Here is a 16899-nt window from a genome sequence, read left to right on the forward strand (position 1 = left end):
ATAAGCAGCACATAATCGTTAAACATGATATAGCTATTGACCATGAAAAAAAACACCCAGGACTACAACGGACCGTATTTCAGCGGATTCATAAAAACGCGATTAAGCCCTATATACATGACCTTAGGTGATCAGAATAGGGGTGTCATTCAAAATACCGCCATTGGGGAGAAGTAAAAAAGGCAACCTGTTGATATGCTATACCCTATCACCCGTAAAAACCAAAAAGACTTCCTTTTGCTAAAATAAAAACAAAACAAAACAAAAACAAACACCTGACCTTAACATAAATATTATTTAATTTCCTTTAAAATTTAACAAATATAGCATAACTTAGTGTAAAGGAAGTAGTAAAAGAAGCACAGAAGATTCACTACAAAAATCCAAAACGAAACAAAATGAAACACCAAGAATTCAACAGGTCAAAACTGATAGAAAAAATAAGGGATACGAGCGCGTGGGATGTTATCGTCATAGGCGGCGGTGCCAGCGGATTAGGTGTTGCATTAGATGCCTTAAGCCGAGGGTTCAAAACAATTTTATTGGAGCAGGTTGATTTTGCAAAAGGCACTTCAAGCAAAGCAACAAAGCTTGTTCACGGTGGTGTACGCTACTTGGCTCAAGGCGACATCTCATTGGTTAAAGAAGCGCTTCATGAAAGAGGTTTACTCCAAAAAAATGCTCCACACCTTGTTAAAAACCAATCGTTTATCATTCCAAACTACAGCTGGTTCGATGGCCCATTTTACACCATTGGAATGAAAATATATGACCTTCTGGCAGGTAAATTAAGCTTGGGAAAATCCATTCATATCAATAAAGAAGAAACGCTCAATCGCATAAGCACTGTACGACCTAAAGGGCTATATGGTGGCGTGGTATATCAAGACGGACAATTTGACGACTCCAGGCTTGCGCTCAACGTTGCGCAGACCTGTATACAAATGGGCGGAGTCGCCCTAAATTATGTAAGGGTCAATAACCTCACCAAAGACAGCGATGGACGAATAAACGGTGTCATCGCCAATGATACCGAAACTGGTGAAGTTTTCACCATACAAGGCAAAGCTGTTATCAATGCTACAGGAATATTTGTCGATGATATCTTAAAAATGGATAGACCTGAAGCGAAACAAATGGTACGCCCCAGCCAGGGTGTTCACCTTGTATTTGACAAGTCGTTTCTCCCGGGCGACGATGCCATTATGATTCCAAAAACGGATGATGGACGGGTCCTTTTTCTAGTACCTTGGCATAATCGAGTCATTGTGGGAACAACGGATACACCGATAGACGAGCATAGCCTTGAACCGGTAGCTTTGGAGCAGGAGATCGATTTTATTCTGAAAACGGCGGGACGTTACTTGACAAAACAACCAACAAGAGCGGATGCATTGGCCGTATTCGCCGGCCTCCGTCCACTGGCAGCCCCTACAGGTAACTCAAACAAAACCAAAGAGATCTCACGAAGCCACAAGGTTATTGTTAGCGACTCCAAATTACTGACTTTAACTGGCGGAAAGTGGACAACATTCCGTCGAATGGGCCAAGATACCCTAGACAAAGCGATAAAAATTGGTTGTTTACCTCAAAAAGAAAGCCGGTCTGCCACACAAAAGATCTATAGCGCCATTCCAACGTCCGACAGAAGCAATCATATGTATATTTACGGTGCCGACCAAGAAATGATCAATGCATTGGCTCAGGAAAATCCCGAATGGAACGAAAAGTTAATCCCACATCTTGAGTTCAAAAAGGCCGAAGTTGTTTGGGCAGCACGCAATGAACTTGCCAGGACTGTGGAAGATGTGCTATCCCGTCGGGTACGGATGCTATTTCTTGATGCGAAAGCTGCAATTGAAGCTGCACCTGATGTCGCAAAAATACTCGCCCAGGAACTGGAAAAAGATGAAGATTGGCAAAATGATCAAATAACGCATTTTCAAAATGTTGCAAAAAATTATATCTTAAAGTAATACAAAATAACCAGCAATACTCAATTACTCAATTATGGAACAACAATACATCTTGGCAATGGATCAAGGTACCACCAGCTCCAGAGCTATCATTTTTGATAAAGACAGAAATATAGTCTCCATTGCCCAGAAGGAATTTACGCAAATATTCCCACAACCAGGATGGGTTGAACACGATCCACATGAAATCTGGTCAACACAGGCAGGTGTCACTGCAGAAGCAACCACAAAAGCAGGGTTAAACGGCAAAAATATTGCCGCCATTGGCATTACCAATCAACGGGAAACTGTGGTCGTTTGGGAAAAAGAAACAGGAAAACCCATCTACAATGCCATTGTATGGCAAGATAAACGCACAGCAGATTATTGCGACGAGTTGCGTAGCTCTGGAAAACATGAGATGATCCAGGAAAAAACAGGCCTAATATTAGATCCTTACTTTTCTGCAACCAAAATAAAATGGATTCTGGATAACGTGGAAGGTGCCCGGGAAAAAGCACAAAACGGGGAATTAATCGGTGGAACTATTGACACTTGGCTCGTCTGGAACCTCACCCGGGGCGATGCTCACATTACGGATGTAACAAACGCTTCCCGCACCTTACTCTTTAATATTCATAGCATGGAATGGGATAAGGAGCTACTCGAATTATTTGACATCCCAGCCGCCATGCTGCCCGAAGTAAAAGAAAGCAGTGAAATATATGGGGAATCACGGACAACCATTTTTGCACACAAAGTCAAGATAGCTGGAATTGCTGGCGACCAGCAGGCGGCACTGTTCGGACAGCAATGTATTGAAAAGGGAATGGTCAAAAACACGTACGGCACTGGATGTTTTATGTTAATGAACATCGGGGATAAACCAATCCGTTCAAAGAACAACCTTTTAACGACTGTCGCCTGGAAAATCAACGGAAAAACAGAATATGCCTTAGAGGGGAGCATATTTATCGGCGGTGCACTGGTCCAATGGCTACGCGACAATCTCAACATCATCTACAAATCGGCAGACATAGAGCAATTAGCGCTGACAGAAAAAGATAATGGCGGTGTCACATTTATCCCTACATTCGCCGGACTGGGGGCTCCATACTGGAACGCTCGTGCACAAGGTACACTATTTGGCCTTACGCGTGCAACAACCAATGGTCATATTGCACGCGCCTCGCTAGAGGCAATTTCCCTGCAGACTCGTGATGTGCTGCAAGCCATGGAAGCTGATAGCGGCATACCGATCAAAGAATTGCGTGTAGACGGCGGCGCAACAGCGAATAATCTACTTATGCAGATTCAGGCCAATGTACTAAACAGCAAAGTTGTACGCCCCAAAATTACAGAAACTACAGCTTTGGGGGCAGCATACCTCGCCGGACTGGCCGTGGGATTCTGGAAAAATGAGGATGAGATTTCTAAGTTTTGGGCACAGGATCGTATATTTGAACCTGAAGCAGAGCAAGAAGAGCAAACAAAAAAGATTATTAAGCTCTGGACCAAGGGAGTCAAAGCATTACAATACTGGACCGAAAACTAACCAACAAGCATGAACCATTATTTAGCAGAATTTATCGGCACCACCCTTCTCCTTCTTTTAGGCAATGGGGTTGTGGCCAACGTTATCTTAAAAGGCACAAAAGGAGAAAATGGAGGGTGGATTGTAATCACGACCGCATGGGCACTTGCAGTCTATGTAGGTGTTGTTTTTGCCGGCCCATATACCGGAGCCCATCTCAATCCTGCGGTAACCATTGCCGTAGCCCTTAATCATGGCCTCCCTTGGATGGAAGTACCTGGCTATATTCTCGCACAAATTGCCGGTGGTTTCTGTGGCGCGATGTTGACCTACATCATGCACAAAGACCATTTCGATGCAACAGCAGACCCAACGACCAAACTTGGTGTTTTCGCTACTATACCCAACATCCGAAATACATCAACAAATCTAGCAAGTGAAATTATCGGAACCTTTGTGTTGATTTTTGTAATTTTCTTCATAACAGGTCAAGATGTCACCATTGACGGAAAAACAGCTCCCATTGGCATGGGCTCCCTTGGTGCGATACCCGTTGCATTCCTCGTGTGGGCCATCGGTCTCTCCCTAGGAGGAACTACGGGATATGCCATCAATCCTGCCCGGGATTTTGGCCCGCGCTTATTTCATGCGCTTTGGCCAATCAAAGGAAAAGGTAGCTCCGACTGGTCTTATGCCTGGATTCCAATCCTAGGACCGATCTTGGGCGCCATTTTATCCTTTGCACTGTATACCTGTATAAAACCGGCCTAATCAAGGTCGAGCTGCACGAACAAAATAAAAGGGATTCAAAAATTGAATCCCTTTTATTTTATTATCCACGCTTGGGTTTTCTATGACCGTATTCACGATCCCGATCAAACGTATTCATATGGCGTTCCTTCTTCACGGGATACACATCATCAATTACAATCAAAATACCTTTTTCTTCTACCGTACCAAACTCATCATTACGTGCAGTGCCAAATGATTTCATCGTAGGCGATAGGTTCATATAGGTATTGATCAACGGTGGAATATTCTCTCCCAATGCTCTCACATGGCTATTTAATACCTTATATCCTTCTTTATAATCCAGCCCATCAAATACGCCGACAAAGCGATCGTAATCATTTTTGATTTCCAATTCCGGAAGAGGAAGAACCAATTTATCATGGTCAGGAAAATAATAGTCCATAAAATAAAGCAACATATCCCGTGCATCTTTATTATAATGTGGATACATGGTCACTTTACCAAAGAGGTATTTAATTTCAGGGTTAAGCATCACCAAAGCCCCTAAACCGTCCCAAAGATTGTCCAATGAAAAAATTCCTTTTCTATTGTCGATGGCTGGTTGGTACTTAGGCTGTACAAACGACCGTCCCAACTCTATGGTGTAAGGTAGATATTCATTCGTAAATAATTCGGAAAACTGAAAATAATGTGCTGTTGATAAATTGGGTATGCCGTTTACTTCACCAGCCTCGGCACATTTGATTACCCTATAACCGGCAACCACCTCTTCATCTTCGGGATTCCATGCGATCAACTGATCGTAACAATCTTCGCATGTATCATTTTCATCGATATCAATTGAAAGTCCTGTACCTCCCCCTGCGCCACGAAAAGTCAACTCCCGCAAACGCCCAATTTCACGCATGACATTTGGCGAATTATGATAGTTGATTAGGTATATCTCGTTATTTCCATTGTTGGTATATCGTAAGAAGACTTCTTTATTCAATTCGGTCTTCAATAATTCTCTATCAACTGGAGGTATAATTTCTTGCATAAATTCTATTTTTCTTGAGCCAATCCATAAACCCTTCTTTTCACTTCCTCAGCCCAAGTTTTTTCGTTTTTTGATTGATCAAACGCTGTATAAGGGATTCTTTCTCCTACTATAATATTGACGGTATGTCCGCGTTGAGCAAACATTTCATCAGGTAAATATAACATTTCAATGTTTACCTTGAGACCCAATTTCTGTCTAAGCCTTGCAAAATTATAAAAAAACTTAGAGTTTTTACCGTCAATCAGGACCGGAATGATATCTTTTTTATATTTTTTTGCTTTGCTAATAAAACTTTTCTTCCATTCTAGGTCTTCTATACGGCCATCGTTTTGTTTTCTGGAAACCAAACCAGCAGGGAATACCAATAGCGCATCATCCGCTCCGTAAGCCTCCTCGATCGCAGAAATAGCCTGTTTCCCCTGCCCCCCCAACTTATTGACACCGACAAACAAAGGCCTCAAATTACCTATATTTAAAAGAATATCATTAACCAAAAATTTCACATCGCGTCTATATTTACCTATAGCGTGCATAAATGCAATTCCATCCAATCCGCCCAAAGGGTGATTGGACGCAAAAATAACCGGAACCGATACTGGAATATTTTCTGCCCCATACAAATTGACCTTGACATCCAGATCGTTGATCAATGCATCAACAAAGTCCAGGCCCTGAAGATCCGCAAAGCGCGTCATAATATCATTTATCTCGTCTTCATGAATTGTCCTTTTTAAATAATTAAGTAAAAAAGACGGAATCCATTTAGCAAGGCCCGCATTTTTTTTGTGAATAACTTCACGTATATCAATAAACTTTTTACTCTCGCTTGTGATCATCAATCTTACTGTTCCAATTAAAAATACTTCACCTCCATTTAAGCCCAGTTTTTAGGCGTATCCCAATTCGTTGACAAAAATAATAACAGAATGGTAATAAAAGTACAATTTTAAACTTTAAAATTGTACTTATTTGCAATAATGTATTCGTTCTCTGTGCTTCCTGTTTTAGGTATTACAAGCAATCAACGAATTAAGTATAAATCTGATCCTGTAAAATTTCTTTTCACCTAGTTTTTTTATTAAGTTTGAGTATGCTAATAAGTCAATTTCTTTCAAATGCTGATTTCAGTATTCAAAATGCTGATTCAATACAACAAGCGCTAGAGAAGCTGCAAGATATGCTTTGTAAAGAATTAGTCGTTTTAAATGGTGACGACTATATTGGTCTGGTTAATGAAACCATCTTATTGGATGCGGAAGATGAAGAAGCTCCCCTTTCTTCCATAAAAATAAATACGGCCCCCATACAGCTGAAGTTCAATCAACACCCCTATGATGCCCTGGTGATGATAACGGTATATAATAGCACAATCATTCCTATTTTAGATCAAGACAACAAATATATTGGTGTGTCAACACAATTGGATATATTAAAGGCAATAAGTTCAATTCAATCACAAAATGAATCTGGTGCTATTATTGTGTTGGCGACTGGCCTACACGATTTTTCACTTTCACAGATTGCGCACCTTGTTGAAAGTGACAATTGCAGAATCCTCAATTGCGCAACTAAAATAAATTTGGAAAGTGACAACATTGAAGTTACCCTTAAAGTCGACAAGTCAAACATCAATGCCTTACTGAATTCATTCCTAAGACACAACTATTTAATTCTTGAAACCCATAATACCATAGCTGCATTTGACGACACTGCCGACCGTTATCAGCAGCTTATGAATTATATTAACATTTGATTAAGATTAGTTTTTTCTCATCTTTGCCCCATAAATTGAAAACAATATGAGAATCGCAATATATGGAAGAGAGTTTCAACCCTCTGTTATACCACATGTGAAACACTTATTTGAATATCTTGTCGATAAAAATATTGAGATCTGGGTATATAATCCATTTCATGAATTTCTGCAATCACAATTTGAATGCGCCTTTAACTTCTCAACATACAATACCTATCAAGAAATAAAAGATCATATTGACATCATGTTGAGTCTAGGCGGAGATGGAACCATGTTATCTGCTGTTTCCCTGATTAAAGATTCCGGAATTCCAATTGCAGGAATAAACTTTGGACGCCTCGGCTTTTTAGCGTCCATCAATAAAAATGATTTTGAGGATGCCATCGAGGATATACTGAACCAGCGTTTTACCATACAGAAGCGCGTGCTGCTCTCTGTAGAATCTGAACAGCTTAACTTGTTTGAAGGCAATCATTATGCGCTCAATGACATTACCGTATTTCGTTACGACAGCTCGGCCATGATTACGGTCAATGCACGCATCAATGGCGAACTACTGAATTCATACTGGGCAGATGGACTAATTATCGCTACACCTACCGGATCCACAGCCTATTCATTGAGTTGCGGCGGACCTATTATTATGCCGGAAAGTGGCAATTTTGTCATTACCCCCATCTCTCCGCACAACCTCAATGTGAGACCCATTGTCATCTCGAATCAGTTTACCCTTGAATTGGAAATAGAGAGTCGAAGCAATCAATACATCTTAAGCTGTGATTCCAAAAACGAGTCTATTGATACATCTGTAAAATTAACCATTAAACAGGCTCCATTTACTATTAATCTGATTAGACTCCCCCATGAAAGCTTTTTCAGTACGCTGCGGGAAAAATTACTTTGGGGCATCGATGTAAGAAATTATTAGGCTATCAATTCACTTCGCACAAGCTCGCTTTGTATGAAGAGAAACACACAAAACAATCTTTCTACATATTGTCCTTCTAAATTTCCAATTAAAAATCGATATTTGGAAGAAATAAAGAAAGACGGAATAAGAACATCCGGAATAGAAATCCAAGTGCGATAATTAATCAATGAAAAGTACGTTAAACAAACAATAATCATTGGTAGCAATACAGGAAACCAAAAGTAGGTTTTAAAACGCCAAAATAGCATTGATGCCTAAGGTGTTCATTTTATTGAAAACAGCAAAAATGAGTTTTTTAGATCAGATAGATAGTATTAAATTGCCACAGCATATAGCCATCATCATGGATGGCAACGGCCGTTGGGCAAAACAGAAAGGGAAACTTCGCGTATTTGGGCATCAAAATGGTGTAAAAGCAGTACGAGAAGCATTAGAAGGATGTGTAAAAGCAAATATTAAATTTCTGACACTTTATGCATTTTCTGCAGAAAACTGGAATAGGCCTAAGCTCGAGGTAATGGCACTCATGGAGCTATTGGTTACTTCCCTTAAAAAAGAAATCAAAACTTTTCAGGAGAATGGCGTCCGTTTGAATGTTATTGGTGATATCACCAAATTACCCTCAAATGCACAAAGAAAGCTGCAGGAGACCATTGAAGCAACGAAAGAAAATACACACTGTACATTGACATTAGCTTTGAGCTACAGTTCTCGACAAGAAATTGTGGACGCCGCTCGAAATCTAGCCCAAAAAGTAAAAGACGGAAAACTCAATGCAGACGAAATTAACGATGAATTATTCGCTGCAAACCTCTATACACAAAACCTACCCGATCCTGACCTTCTGATACGTACCAGCGGAGAATTGAGAATAAGCAATTTCCTACTTTGGCAAATTGCCTATTCAGAATTATGCTTCCTAGATAAGATGTGGCCCGAGTTTACGAAAGAAGATTTATTTAAATCCATCGTCGATTATCAGCAACGCGAAAGAAGGTTTGGAAAAACAAGTGAACAGTTATAAAGATTTTATTAAATTTGACCACTGATTTGAAAAAAAGCAAGCTGGTTAAATTTTCTTAATTAACAAAAATTAACAAACGATTGGTGTACTTTAGCGCCAATAATTATAGATAAATGAAGCGTATACTACCCGTAATACTATTTTTTGGTCTCTCATCAATGCAGCTTGTCTACGGACAAGACAAAGGTGCGTTCAATTTAAATGACCCAGAAAAAATCAGCTATCTCAATCCTAAAAACTATGTAATTAGTGCTATTGATATAACTGGAACACAATTTTTAGATAAAAATGTATTAATTACGATCTCTAAATTGTCAGTAGGTCAATATTTGGAAGTTCCAAGTGAGGCGACTGCAAAAGTAGTGAAGGATATGATGGCTCAAGGCCTCTTTGATGATGTCGAATTATGGGCAGATAAAATTGAAGGTGAAAATATATTTTTGACCATCCGTGTAGTAGAACGTCCTCGTTTAACGCGTATTGATATCAACGGTCTAAGTAAAAGCCAGACCGAAGAAGTTCGCAAACGTTTAAATAGTAACACTGGTAAGATTGTCAACGAAAACTTGATGAACACCACACGTGGTACGATCCAACGGTTCTTAAAAGAAAAAGCTTTTTTATATCCGGAGATCACCCTAAAAACAGTGAAAGACTCGGCACAGGCTAATAATGAAATACTTATTGCCGATGTGGATAAAAAACATAAGGTAAGAGTCAAAAAAATGACTTTTACAGGGAATGAACATTTTTCTCAGCAAGAGTTGAGAAAAATGGCCAAGCCAATTAAGCAAAAAATGTGGTACCGTATTTTCGGTCCTGGAAAATTCAAGGAAGAAAAATACAAAGAAGGTAAAGAAAACCTAATCAAGAAAATGGCAGCCAAAGGCTATCGTGATGCGACAATCTTGAAAGATACGGTTATTCGCGATGGTGAAAAAAATGTGTTGGTTAACTTTGACATCTATGAAGGTCCTAAATATTATGTAGGTAATATTGTTTGGACAGGTAATGCTAAGTATTCTGACACTTTGCTTAATAAAATTTTAGGTGTCAAACGTGGTGATGTTTTTTCGGAAGAAAAATTAACAGCAAAATTGATGGGTCCTACAAAAAATAGTGATGACATCTCTTCAATCTATATGAACGATGGTTATCTTACGTTCTCAGTAGACCCCGAACAAACGCGTATTTATAACGATACCATCGATTTAAATTTACGTGTTTATGAAGGTGCTCAATATACCATCAATAACGTTATTGTTAAAGGTAATGATGTAACCAACGACCGTGTTGTATTACGTTCTATTTATACAAAACCTGGTCAAAAATTCTCAAAAGAACAAATTATGCGCAGTGTGCGTGAGATTGCGCAGTTGGGAAATTTTGATGAGCAAAAGACAAACCCAGTACCGACAAATCTAAATTATGCGGATGGTACAGTGGACATTGTTTACAATGTGACTGAAAAACCTTCGGATCAGGTCGAGCTTTCGGGTGGTTATGGTGCCGGTCAGATCATCGGTACGTTAGGTTTAACATTTAACAACTTCTCTACCAGTAATTTCTTTGATAAAAGTTCCTGGAAACCGCTACCACGTGGAGATGGACAGAAGTTGAGTGTCCGTGGTCAAACTTCGGGTAAACGTTATCAATCGTATAGTTTCTCTTTCTCCGAGCCTTGGTTGGGTGGTAAAAAACCAATTTATTTTGGTTTGAGCGCCTATACTTCGAGTTCATCATATGGTGGGTTTAACTACTATACTGGCGAGCAAATTGTTAAGGATTCCGAGTTGAATCGTATTTGGATGACTGGTATTACCGCAACATTAGGTAAACGCTTGCAATGGCCAGACAACTGGTTCCAGGCAAATACTTCCTTGTCATTCCAACGTTATAAGCTTCAGAATTATGGAAATTACTTCCTATTTGATAATGGTACAGCCTATAACATCAACTTGACGCAAGAGTTTAGCCGTAATTCGATCGATGCTCCTATCTATCCTACTTCGGGTTCAAACATCAAATTCTCGGTGCAATTGACGCCTCCATATTCATTGTTCAACAACATTGATTATAAAAATGGTTCGGCTCAGGAACGCTACCGTTGGACAGAGTACCACAAATGGAAATTTGACTCGCAATGGTATGCAAAAATTGCGGGAAAACTTGTTTTCAAAGCACAAGCTCAATTTGGTTTCTTGGGTAAATACTCCAGCAAAACTGAGATATCAACTTTCGAGCGTTTCAAAGTCGGTGGGGATGGTATGCAAGGGTTTGATTACCTACAAGGATCTGAAATTGTTGCGTTACGTGGTTATGCAAATGGTGTAATCATTCCTGAAGGAACACAAAATGTGAATGTGGCACGAAATTCAGGTAGTCCAATCTATACGAAATATCAAATGGAATTACGTCACCCGGTGATGTTAAATGATCAGGCAACAGTTTACGTATTGGCTTTCGCTGAAGCGGCAAATACCTGGAACAAGTTCACCGAATACAACCCATTTAAAGTACGTCGTTCTGCAGGTGTTGGTGCCCGTATCTTCTTACCTATCTTCGGTATGCTAGGAATAGATTACGGCCATGCATTCGACCCTATCCCGGGTTTACCAAGCAGTACATGGAAACAAAACTTTACATTTAGTATCATGCAAAATATGGGTGGATTCTAATCTTTGTTGATCCAATCCTGTCGAAATAAAATAAAAAGCTATCGCAAGAAATTGTAGATAGCTTTTTTGTTTTAAGATTATTTTCCAATAAATCATGCATTTTTCTTTCATTTCCACCCGATCGGATTAAATGCGAAATCACCCTATATATCTTATAAATTTTCTTATATTGAGTGCGGTTATGATCACCGAAAAAAGAAGCTATAAACAGCACTCAGGCAACTAGCATTGGAGCATTCTTCAACAAGTTAAATAGTGTTAAACCCGAGAAATATCTGTTAGATTGCTTCTTTTTTCTTATTTTTGAGCCGTAAATTTACGTAGAGCGGTTTTCTCGAATTAAACTTTTGGGATTATCCGAAGTCATAAGGTAAATTAGTGTTAAATAATAAAAAGTATAGTCTATAAAAACTTACAGGAAATATGAAAAAAATATTGTTAGTTATAGCTTTTGTAGTCGTGAGTGCTACAGCGACATTTGCCCAACAACTTGCATATGCTGATTCAGAATATATCCTAAAACATATTCCTGAATATACGACTGCACAGAAACAGTTAGATGACCTATCTAAGCAATGGCAGGAAGAAGTGGATCAGAAATATGCTGAGATTGAAAAACTATATCAGGCTTATCAAAAGGACCAGGTTTTATTAAATGAAGATATGCGTCGCCGCCGAGAGGATGAAATCGTGACAAGAGAAAAAGAAGTAAAAGACTATCAAAAACAAAAGTTTGGATTTGAAGGCGACCTCTTTAAAAGACGTACTCAATTGATGAAGCCTATTCAAGACCGTGTAGCAAAAGCTATCCAAGATGTTGCTTCGGCCCAGGGAATTGATTTTATTATGGACAAGGGCAATGAGTCTACTTTTCTCTATGCCAATCCAAAATTGAATAAAAGTAATGATGTCATTACAAAATTAGGATATAAACCCAATCCGAGTCTTGCAAACTAAGCGGGAGTTTATTATCATTGTGAACACAAATAATAATAGTAGTAATTAATTAGAAAACTAAAAGATTGCCATAAAGATGGCTCATTAGATTAAAATGAAAAGCATGAAAAATTTATTAAAGGGTGCGGTTGCTTTAGTGGCAGTATTTTTCTCAACTCAATTCGCAAATGCGCAACAAAAGATTGGTCATATCAATTTTGCTGAAATTATTCAGTCAACATCTGAATTTAAAACAGCTGAAGGGCAGTTGAAGACATTGAGTGATGGTAAAACCAAAGAAATTCAAGATATGGTTACCATCTATCAAACAAAACAAAAAGATGCAAACGATAAATTGCGTAACAGAAGTGAAGCAAATAAAGATACGGTTGATCCAGAAATCAACAAAATAGGTCAAGAATTACAAGATATCCAAGCGCGTATTCAAACAGCACAACAAGCTGCTCAAGAAGACTTGAACAAAAAAGAAGAAGAATTAATTGCACCTATACACAGAAAAGTTGGTGAAGCTGTAAATGCTGTTTCTAAAGAAAAAGGTATGGCTTATGTATTTGATATTTCAAGCACAAATATTCCTTATTTCCAAGGCGGAGAGGATTTAACTGCTGCTGTAAAAACAAAATTAGGTATTTCAGCTACAGCTGCTCCTACTGCTGCTCCAGCAAGAAAATAAGCTAGTATACAAGGCAATAAAAAAGGGATTATCGATATCGATAATCCCTTTTTTATTGCCTATCTATTTTCCCAATGGCAAGTGAATTTCAATCAGCGTAAAACGCCGACAGCACCAAATACGCTCCAGTTCTACAGCGAAAAGAATAAGGTAAACTCAAAAGCTTATCGAATCAGTCAAATTATAGTGTAAATAAAAATCTGCTGCTTGATTTTCTTGCATTTACCAGCTAAATTGTAGATATTGGTTCGGAAAACAAACATATCTACCCTAATGAAAACTTCATGGTCCCAAATTTGTTCATTAACTGACGAATATGAGGTACCCAGGAAAGCTTCGTCGTTAAAATGATTTTATTCGCATGAAAAAGAAAGTAATTGAGGATAATCCTAAAAAAGAAAGAAAGGTAACTTCCGGTCCTATTCGCGACAAAGAACGCACCAAGGCGCGAATGATCGCTGCTGTCGGAAAGGTAATTCAGAAAAAAGGATACCATGCATTGAATGGGCCTAATATTGCTTTGGAATGTGGACTGAACAAAGCATTAATATGGAATTATTTTGGCGGTCTCGATCAACTGGTGGAAGCTTACCTAACACAAAAAGATTTTTGGCAAATCGGAGACAAGGGCGTATTGGAACAAATGATCACAAACCCGGGCTCCATCAGTATCTCCTTGATAGAAGAATTGCTTAAATCTCAATTTAACACCTTTTTGAAGGATAAGACGAAGCAAAAAGTTATTCATTGGGGACTGGGCGAAAAAACAAAAGCCCTTAAAAATATAGCCGACAGAAGAGAATTGCTCGGCGAAGAACTATTTAAACATGTCGATTCAAAATTCGAAAACTCCGAAAACGACCTTAGAGCGACATTAGCGATTTTAGTCAGTTCAATTTATTATTTGAGCCTTCAGGCAAAATCTACAGGTAGTACATTTTGCGGTATTGATGTAAATACCGAAGCAGGAAAAGAACGAATTCAGAAAACGATGCGTAAAATATTAGAACAGACATTTTCTGATGTTGAGCTGTAGTCTACTCAGATACAACTAGAGAAAACGTCCAAGAAGAAATAATTCCTTCTGGACGTTTTTCATTACAGCCTAAATTCACCATTAAAAAATTCCAATAATTTATCGTGTTAGGTCCTCATTTTTGATTTATTTTTACTATGTTAGCATAACAAAATAATATAGTATATTTGTTTATAACCAAGATACAAGCATATGATAGGTCAACTAATATTTGCGGTTTGTTTCGCTGTAGCATTGTTTCTTTTTAGCAAAAATGCACAACAGATTTATCGTAATATCAAGCTAGGCAGACCGGCAGATCGTTCGGACAGATCCGCGGAGCGTTGGAAAATGATGTTCCTCGTCGCCTTTGGTCAAAAGAAAATGTTTAAGCGTATTTTCCCCGCAGTCCTACATTTATTTGTATACCTTGGATTTGTCATCATCAATATTGAGATGTTGGAGATTGTCATAGACGGGCTTTTTGGTACACATCGTATCTTTTCATTTCTAGGGGGTCTTTATAATTTCCTGATTGGGGCATTTGAATGGCTCGCGCTGGGTGTACTGGTATCCTGTCTCATCTTTTTATTTCGGAGAAATATTGCTAAAGTAGCTCGCTTAAATAGCGCGGAATTGAAACATTGGCCCAAGACGGATGCAAATATTATTTTAATCACAGAGATTCTTTTAATGTCGGCTTTCCTACTGATGAACGCTTCTGATCTTAAATTGCAACTCTATGGCTTTGCACATTTTAAATCGGCAGGTTCCTTTCCAGTAAGCCATTATCTTCTTCCATACCTTCCTACTTCGACGGAGGCCTTATTTTTAATAGAGCGGTCTTGTTGGTGGTTTCATATCCTAGGTGTACTTGCCTTCTTAAACTACCTCCCCTATTCCAAGCACCTTCATATTATTTTGGCTTTTCCGAACACCTATTTTTCTAATCTGAACGCAAAAGGCAAACTATCCAATATGCCAGCTGTGACCAATGAGGTTAAGGCAATGCTTGATCCGAGTTTCACCCCGCCTCCAGCAGATGCAAATGCACGCTTTGGAGCCAAAGATGTCCAGGATTTAACCTGGAAGAGCTTATTGGATGCATATACCTGTACTGAATGTGGACGTTGTACATCTTCCTGCCCCGCAAATATAACGGGAAAGCTGCTGTCCCCACGAAAAATCATGATGGATACAAGGGATCGACTCACTGAAGTCGGTACGAATATCAAAACAAATGGAAGCTTTCAGGATGACGGAAAATCTCTCATTGACACTTACATCAGTCGAGAAGAGTTATGGGCCTGTACAAGCTGTAATGCATGTGTAGAACAATGCCCGGTCAATATTAATCCTTTGGATATTATTATTGAGCTACGCCGCTTTGCTGTTATGGAAGAATCACAAGCTCCTGCGAGTATTAACAATATGTTTGGAAATATTGAGAATAATGGTGCCCCTTGGAAATATGCGCAATTGGACCGCGCCAATTGGACTCAACAACAATAGTTTTATGATGGAAAATGAATTAAAAGTTCCCACAGTTGCAGAACTGTTGGCCAAAGGAGAAACTCCTGATATACTATTTTGGGTAGGTTGTGCAGGGAGTTTTGACGAACGTGCACAGAAAATTACGCGCGATATCTGCAGAATATTACAACATGTCGGTTTAAAATATGCCATCTTAGGTACAGAAGAAAGTTGTACGGGCGATCCTGCCAAAAGAAGTGGAAACGAATTTCTATTTCAAATGCAGGCCATGATGAACATCGAAGTACTCAATGGCTATGAAATCAAAAAAATAGTAACGGCTTGCCCACACTGTTTCAATACCTTGAAAAATGAGTATCCATCCCTAGGTGGTAACTATGAGGTCATTCATCATACACAATTGATCCAAAACCTGATCAATGAAGGAAAATTAAAAACAGCAGATAACAACTTATTCAAAGGAAAGAAGATAACCTATCATGATCCCTGTTATCTTGGTCGTGCGAATGAGGTCTATGAGGCGCCGAGAAAAGTATTGGAAAGCTTGGATGCCCAGTTGATCGAACTGAAACGTTGTAAGAGCAATGGACTTTGCTGCGGTGCAGGGGGCGGACAAATGTTCAAAGAACCAGAGCCCGGAGCAAAAGACATTAACATCGAACGTATCGAAGAAGTCATCGATGCACAGCCTCAAGTTGTAGCAGCAGCATGTCCTTTCTGTATGACCATGCTAAAAGATGGCGTAAAGATAAAAGAAAAAGAATCAGAGATAGAAGTGCTGGATATTGCCGAAATCACTGCCCGAGCAAATCAATTGTAAATTATATTAATCACGAAATAAAAGAGGCCCGATCATACGATCGGGCCTTTTGTGTAGGGAGAAGAATATCTCCTGTCCACGCATAAATTAGGGGAATCCCAAAGCCGGTTAAAATATAAGGGATTCCCCTGAATCGAAGATCAGCGCTGTTTTTATGCTGATCAACCGACTCTAACATCTAGCCATAACAAAGGTATCGCCTCTAGTTCAATTCATTGTTGTTCATTTCTTTAAAAATGTTGTTCATTTCTTAAATAATAAAAAAAA

General features: G+C 39.0%; 15 protein-coding genes. 13 read left to right on the plus strand and 2 right to left on the minus strand.

Annotated elements, in window-relative coordinates:
- Positions 1 to 42: 42 nt before the first annotated feature.
- From B4Z47_RS18880 to B4Z47_RS18895, 4 genes are all read left to right on the plus strand, one after another.
- The gene (locus tag B4Z47_RS18880) at positions 43 to 177 is read left to right on the plus strand and encodes a hypothetical protein (RefSeq protein WP_262511802.1); all 135 of its coding nucleotides are present in this window, start codon (positions 43 to 45) and stop codon (positions 175 to 177) included.
- 221 nt (positions 178 to 398) lie between these two features.
- Entirely contained in the window at positions 399 to 1976 is a 1578-nt protein-coding gene (locus B4Z47_RS18885; RefSeq protein WP_115047844.1) for a glycerol-3-phosphate dehydrogenase/oxidase, read from the plus strand.
- A gap of 34 nt (positions 1977 to 2010) precedes the next feature.
- On the plus strand, positions 2011 to 3510 hold the full coding sequence (gene glpK / locus B4Z47_RS18890) for a glycerol kinase GlpK (protein WP_286727722.1): 1500 nt from the start codon (positions 2011 to 2013) through the stop codon (positions 3508 to 3510).
- A gap of 9 nt (positions 3511 to 3519) precedes the next feature.
- On the plus strand, positions 3520 to 4260 hold the full coding sequence (locus B4Z47_RS18895) for an MIP/aquaporin family protein (RefSeq protein ID WP_286727723.1): 741 nt from the start codon (positions 3520 to 3522) through the stop codon (positions 4258 to 4260).
- Between the two features lie 61 nt (positions 4261 to 4321).
- On the opposite strand, the gene B4Z47_RS18900 is transcribed toward B4Z47_RS18895, so the two are convergent.
- Positions 4322 to 5281 carry a GNAT family N-acetyltransferase gene (locus B4Z47_RS18900; RefSeq protein WP_046671934.1) on the minus strand — a complete coding sequence of 320 codons (960 nt, stop codon included), beginning with the start codon at positions 5279 to 5281 and terminating at the stop codon, positions 4322 to 4324.
- A gap of 5 nt (positions 5282 to 5286) precedes the next feature.
- Positions 5287 to 6120, minus strand: coding sequence for a 1-acyl-sn-glycerol-3-phosphate acyltransferase (locus B4Z47_RS18905; protein ID WP_286727724.1), 834 nt, complete (start codon positions 6118 to 6120; stop codon positions 5287 to 5289).
- 254 nt (positions 6121 to 6374) lie between these two features.
- On the opposite strand from B4Z47_RS18905, the gene B4Z47_RS18910 reads away from it, so the two are divergent.
- The 9 genes from B4Z47_RS18910 (at position 6375) to B4Z47_RS18950 (ending at position 16632) form a co-directional block, all read left to right on the plus strand.
- Entirely contained in the window at positions 6375 to 7037 is a 663-nt protein-coding gene (locus B4Z47_RS18910; RefSeq protein ID WP_115047839.1) for a CBS domain-containing protein, read from the plus strand.
- Between the two features lie 46 nt (positions 7038 to 7083).
- Positions 7084 to 7968 carry an NAD kinase gene (locus B4Z47_RS18915; protein ID WP_112374400.1) on the plus strand — a complete coding sequence of 295 codons (885 nt, stop codon included), beginning with the start codon at positions 7084 to 7086 and terminating at the stop codon, positions 7966 to 7968.
- Positions 7969 to 8257: 289 nt separating this feature from the next.
- On the plus strand, positions 8258 to 8995 hold the full coding sequence (locus B4Z47_RS18920; RefSeq protein WP_201639469.1) for an isoprenyl transferase: 738 nt from the start codon (positions 8258 to 8260) through the stop codon (positions 8993 to 8995).
- 113 nt (positions 8996 to 9108) lie between these two features.
- Positions 9109 to 11673 (plus strand): outer membrane protein assembly factor BamA, encoded by a 2565-nt coding sequence (bamA, locus tag B4Z47_RS18925; RefSeq protein ID WP_115047835.1) that lies wholly within the window; start codon positions 9109 to 9111, stop codon positions 11671 to 11673.
- 423 nt (positions 11674 to 12096) lie between these two features.
- Entirely contained in the window at positions 12097 to 12630 is a 534-nt protein-coding gene (locus tag B4Z47_RS18930) for an OmpH family outer membrane protein (RefSeq protein ID WP_046671928.1), read from the plus strand.
- A 103-nt stretch (positions 12631 to 12733) separates the two neighbouring features.
- Complete coding sequence (locus B4Z47_RS18935) at positions 12734 to 13303, plus strand: OmpH family outer membrane protein (protein WP_070569926.1); 570 nt, start codon at positions 12734 to 12736, stop codon at positions 13301 to 13303.
- 361 nt (positions 13304 to 13664) lie between these two features.
- Entirely contained in the window at positions 13665 to 14339 is a 675-nt protein-coding gene (locus B4Z47_RS18940) for a TetR/AcrR family transcriptional regulator (RefSeq protein WP_070569195.1), read from the plus strand.
- Between the two features lie 192 nt (positions 14340 to 14531).
- A complete protein-coding gene (locus B4Z47_RS18945) occupies positions 14532 to 15830 on the plus strand; it encodes a 4Fe-4S dicluster domain-containing protein (RefSeq protein ID WP_070569191.1) in 1299 nt (432 codons plus the stop codon).
- A 7-nt stretch (positions 15831 to 15837) separates the two neighbouring features.
- Positions 15838 to 16632: a (Fe-S)-binding protein gene (locus tag B4Z47_RS18950; protein WP_201640129.1), complete on the plus strand. Its 795-nt coding sequence runs from the start codon at positions 15838 to 15840 to the stop codon at positions 16630 to 16632.
- Positions 16633 to 16899 lie beyond the last annotated feature (267 nt).

Origin of the sequence: Sphingobacterium sp. UBA2610 (assembly GCF_002339225.1) — a bacterium.
Taxonomy (GTDB): Bacteria; Bacteroidota; Bacteroidia; order Sphingobacteriales; family Sphingobacteriaceae; genus Sphingobacterium; species Sphingobacterium multivorum.

What these genes read in the sequence shown, in the direction of transcription:
- B4Z47_RS18895 (WP_286727723.1), top strand. Translation starts at nt 3,520, where the DNA reads ATGAACCATTATTTAGCAGAATTTATCGGCACCACCCTTCTCCTTCTT.
- B4Z47_RS18950 (WP_201640129.1), top strand. Translation starts at nt 15,838, where the DNA reads ATGGAAAATGAATTAAAAGTTCCCACAGTTGCAGAACTGTTGGCCAAA.
- glpK (WP_286727722.1), top strand. Translation starts at nt 2,011, where the DNA reads ATGGAACAACAATACATCTTGGCAATGGATCAAGGTACCACCAGCTCC.
- B4Z47_RS18885 (WP_115047844.1), top strand. Translation starts at nt 399, where the DNA reads ATGAAACACCAAGAATTCAACAGGTCAAAACTGATAGAAAAAATAAGG.
- bamA (WP_115047835.1), top strand. Translation starts at nt 9,109, where the DNA reads ATGAAGCGTATACTACCCGTAATACTATTTTTTGGTCTCTCATCAATG.
- B4Z47_RS18880 (WP_262511802.1), top strand. Translation starts at nt 43, where the DNA reads ATGAAAAAAAACACCCAGGACTACAACGGACCGTATTTCAGCGGATTC.
- B4Z47_RS18935 (WP_070569926.1), top strand. Translation starts at nt 12,734, where the DNA reads ATGAAAAATTTATTAAAGGGTGCGGTTGCTTTAGTGGCAGTATTTTTC.
- B4Z47_RS18900 (WP_046671934.1), bottom strand. Translation starts at nt 5,281, where the DNA reads ATGCAAGAAATTATACCTCCAGTTGATAGAGAATTATTGAAGACCGAA.
- B4Z47_RS18940 (WP_070569195.1), top strand. Translation starts at nt 13,665, where the DNA reads ATGAAAAAGAAAGTAATTGAGGATAATCCTAAAAAAGAAAGAAAGGTA.
- B4Z47_RS18905 (WP_286727724.1), bottom strand. Translation starts at nt 6,120, where the DNA reads ATGATCACAAGCGAGAGTAAAAAGTTTATTGATATACGTGAAGTTATT.
- B4Z47_RS18920 (WP_201639469.1), top strand. Translation starts at nt 8,258, where the DNA reads ATGAGTTTTTTAGATCAGATAGATAGTATTAAATTGCCACAGCATATA.
- B4Z47_RS18945 (WP_070569191.1), top strand. Translation starts at nt 14,532, where the DNA reads ATGATAGGTCAACTAATATTTGCGGTTTGTTTCGCTGTAGCATTGTTT.
- B4Z47_RS18930 (WP_046671928.1), top strand. Translation starts at nt 12,097, where the DNA reads ATGAAAAAAATATTGTTAGTTATAGCTTTTGTAGTCGTGAGTGCTACA.
- B4Z47_RS18910 (WP_115047839.1), top strand. Translation starts at nt 6,375, where the DNA reads ATGCTAATAAGTCAATTTCTTTCAAATGCTGATTTCAGTATTCAAAAT.
- B4Z47_RS18915 (WP_112374400.1), top strand. Translation starts at nt 7,084, where the DNA reads ATGAGAATCGCAATATATGGAAGAGAGTTTCAACCCTCTGTTATACCA.